Genomic DNA, 369 nt, shown 5'->3' on the forward strand with positions numbered 1-369 from the left:
ACATAGCAGAACGAGCGGGTCTGCCGGCCGTCGCCGTAAATGGTGATGTCCTCGCCCTTCAGCGCCTGGACGATGAAGTTCGACACCACCCGTCCGTCGTTCGGGTGCATGCGCGGGCCATAGGTGTTGAAGATGCGCACCACCTTGATCTCCAGTGCGTGCTGGCGGTGGTAGTCGAACATCAGGGTCTCGGCGCAGCGCTTGCCCTCGTCGTAGCAGCTCCGGGTGCCGATCGGGTTGACCCGGCCCCAGTAGTCCTCGCGCTGCGGGTGGATCTCGGGGTCGCCATAGACTTCCGAGGTCGAGGCCTGGAGGAGCCTCGCCCGCAAGCGCTTGGCGAGGCCGAGCATGTTGATCGCGCCGTGCACG

Annotated in this window: 1 protein-coding gene; it reads right to left on the reverse strand. The window is 65.6% G+C overall.

The annotated features are described in order from the left end of the window. On the reverse strand, window positions 1–369 hold a 369-nt coding region (locus A33M_RS21815), incomplete at both ends, for an NAD-dependent epimerase/dehydratase family protein (RefSeq protein WP_040622697.1).

The organism is Rhodovulum sp. PH10 (assembly GCF_000293785.1).
Classification (GTDB): domain Bacteria; phylum Pseudomonadota; class Alphaproteobacteria; order Rhizobiales; family Xanthobacteraceae; genus Rhodoplanes.